The sequence below is a fragment of the Pseudomonas sp. MF6394 genome (assembly GCF_002018845.1).
Taxonomy (GTDB): domain Bacteria; phylum Pseudomonadota; class Gammaproteobacteria; order Pseudomonadales; family Pseudomonadaceae; genus Aquipseudomonas; species Aquipseudomonas lactis.
The window spans coordinates 1-2,236 of record NZ_MVOJ01000073.1; the positions used below are offsets into that span (position 1 = coordinate 1).

The 2,236-nt window shown below is 55.9% G+C and carries 1 protein-coding gene; it reads right to left on the minus strand.

The window, feature by feature from the left end; genetic code table 11:
• Positions 1-2,236, minus strand: a 2,236-nt coding sequence (locus tag MF6394_RS32740; RefSeq protein ID WP_338013606.1) for an immunoglobulin-like domain-containing protein, incomplete at both ends; no start/stop codon positions are given.

The following is a 2,236-nucleotide window of genomic DNA, read 5'->3' on the forward strand; positions in this document are numbered from 1 at the left end:
TATAGACATCATCCGGAGCAAGAACCGAAACGCTACCGCTCGATTGGTTTACGCCGATGGTGATGGTTTTACCGTTATCCAATGTCACGGTCAGCGGGTTGGTGATGTTGGTCACCGGCGCGCCGTTTTTATCCACAAGGCTGGCGGTGTAAACGATGTTGCCGCCTTCGCCGACGGTGGTGGTGGCGGTCAGGACCACATCGACCTTGTCGATAGTGTCGTTGATCGTAGTGGTCGCGCCGCTGCCTGCAACTTCCAGTTTTTCGAAGTTGCCGCCCGTGGTTTCGGTGATCTTGACCGTCTGAGTGCTCTTATCGATGAACACGTCATCGGTAGGCGCAGGCACGGTCACAGTACCGACGGTCTCGCCAGCTTTGATAGTGATCGACGAGCCGTTATCCAGCTTCAAGGTGACGTCAGTACCGGCCTTGTTGCTCAAGGTCGCGGTGTAGGTGATCTGGCCGCCTTCGTTAACGGCACTTGGCGCAGTCAAGGTGACAGTCGTGGTGTTGTCAGTGCCTGGTGTATCCGTAACGGTGGTATTAACCGGGGTAGTACCTGGAACCAGATTTTCAAAGTGCTCGCCGCCGGTCACGCTTTTGATGGCGGTAGTGACAGTTTGATCGCCTTTGTAAACATCATCCGGCGCGATGGTGGTGATAGAGCCACTCGACTGATTCACACCAATGGTGATGGTCTGGCCGTTATCGAGGGTGACGGTCAGCGGATTGGTGATGTTGGTCACCGGTGCGCCGTTTTTATCCACAAGGCTGGCGGTGTAGACGATATTGCCGCCTTCGCCAACGGTGGTGGTAGCAGTTAGAACTACATCCACCTTGTCGATGGTGTCGTTGATCGTGGTCGTTGCGCCGTTGCCTGCAACTTCCAATTTTTCGAAGTTGCCGCCCGAAGCGTCGGTGATCTTGACGGTCTGAGTGCTCTTATCGATGAACACGTCATCGGTAGGCGCAGGCACGGTCACAGTGCCAACAGTGTCGCCGGCCTTGATGGTGATGCTTGAACCATTGTCGAGTTTCAGCGTGACGTCGGTGCCGGCCTTATTGCTCAAGGTCGCGGTGTACGTGATCTGGCCGCCTTCGTTAACGACACTTGGTGCTGTCAGCGTCACGGTGGTGGTGTTATCGGTACCCGGTGTGTCCGTAACGGTGGTGTTCACCGCGGTAGTGCCCGGCACCAGGTTCTCGAAATGCTCGCCGCCGGTTACGCCTTTGATAGCAGTAGTGACGGTCTGGTCGCCTTTGTAAACATCATCAGGAGCAAGAACCGAAACGCTACCGCTAGTCTGGTTTACGCCGATGGTGATGGTCTGACCATTATCCAAGGTGACGGTCAACGGATTGGTGATGTTGGTCACCGGTGCGCCGTTTTTATCCACAAGGCTGGCGGTGTAGACGATATTGCCGCCTTCGCCAACGGTGGTGGTCGCGGTCAGGACTACATCGACCTTGTCGATGGTGTCGTTGATCGTGGTCGTTGCGCCATTGCCTGCAACTTCCAGTTTTTCGAAGTTGCCGCCAGTGGTCTCGGTGATCTGAACGGTCTGCGTGCTCTTGTCGATGAACACGTCATCAGTAGGGGCGGGCACGGTCACCGTACCGACGGTCTCGCCAGCCTTGATGGTGATGCTTGAACCGTTGTCGAGCTTCAGTGTTACGTCAGTGCCCGCTTTGTTGGAAAGCGTGGCGGTGTACGTAATCTGCCCACCTTCGTTTGCCTCAGCCGGAGCCGTCAACGTAACGGTGGTGGTGTTATCGGTGCCAGGGTTATCGGTGACAGTAGTGTTCACTGCCGTCGTGCCAGGGACCAGGTTTTCGAAGTGCTCGCCGCCGGTCACGCTTTTGATGGCGGTAGTGACAGTTTGATCGCCTTTGTACACATCATCCGGCGCGATGGTGGTGATAGAGCCACTCGACTGATTCACACCAATGGTGATGGTCTGGCCGTTATCGAGGGTGACGGTCAGCGGATTGGTGATGTTGGTCACCGGTGCGCCGTTTTTATCCACAAGGCTGGCGGTGTAGACGATGTTGCCGCCTTCGCCGACGGTAGTGGTAGCAGTTAGAACTACATCCACCTTGTCGATGGTGTCGTTGATCGTGGTCGTTGCGCCGGAGCCTGCCACTTCGAGTTTTTCGAAGTTGCCGCCAGAAGTCTCAGTAATCTTGACTGTCTGGGTACTCTTATCGATGAACACGTCATCGCTAGGAGCGGGCAC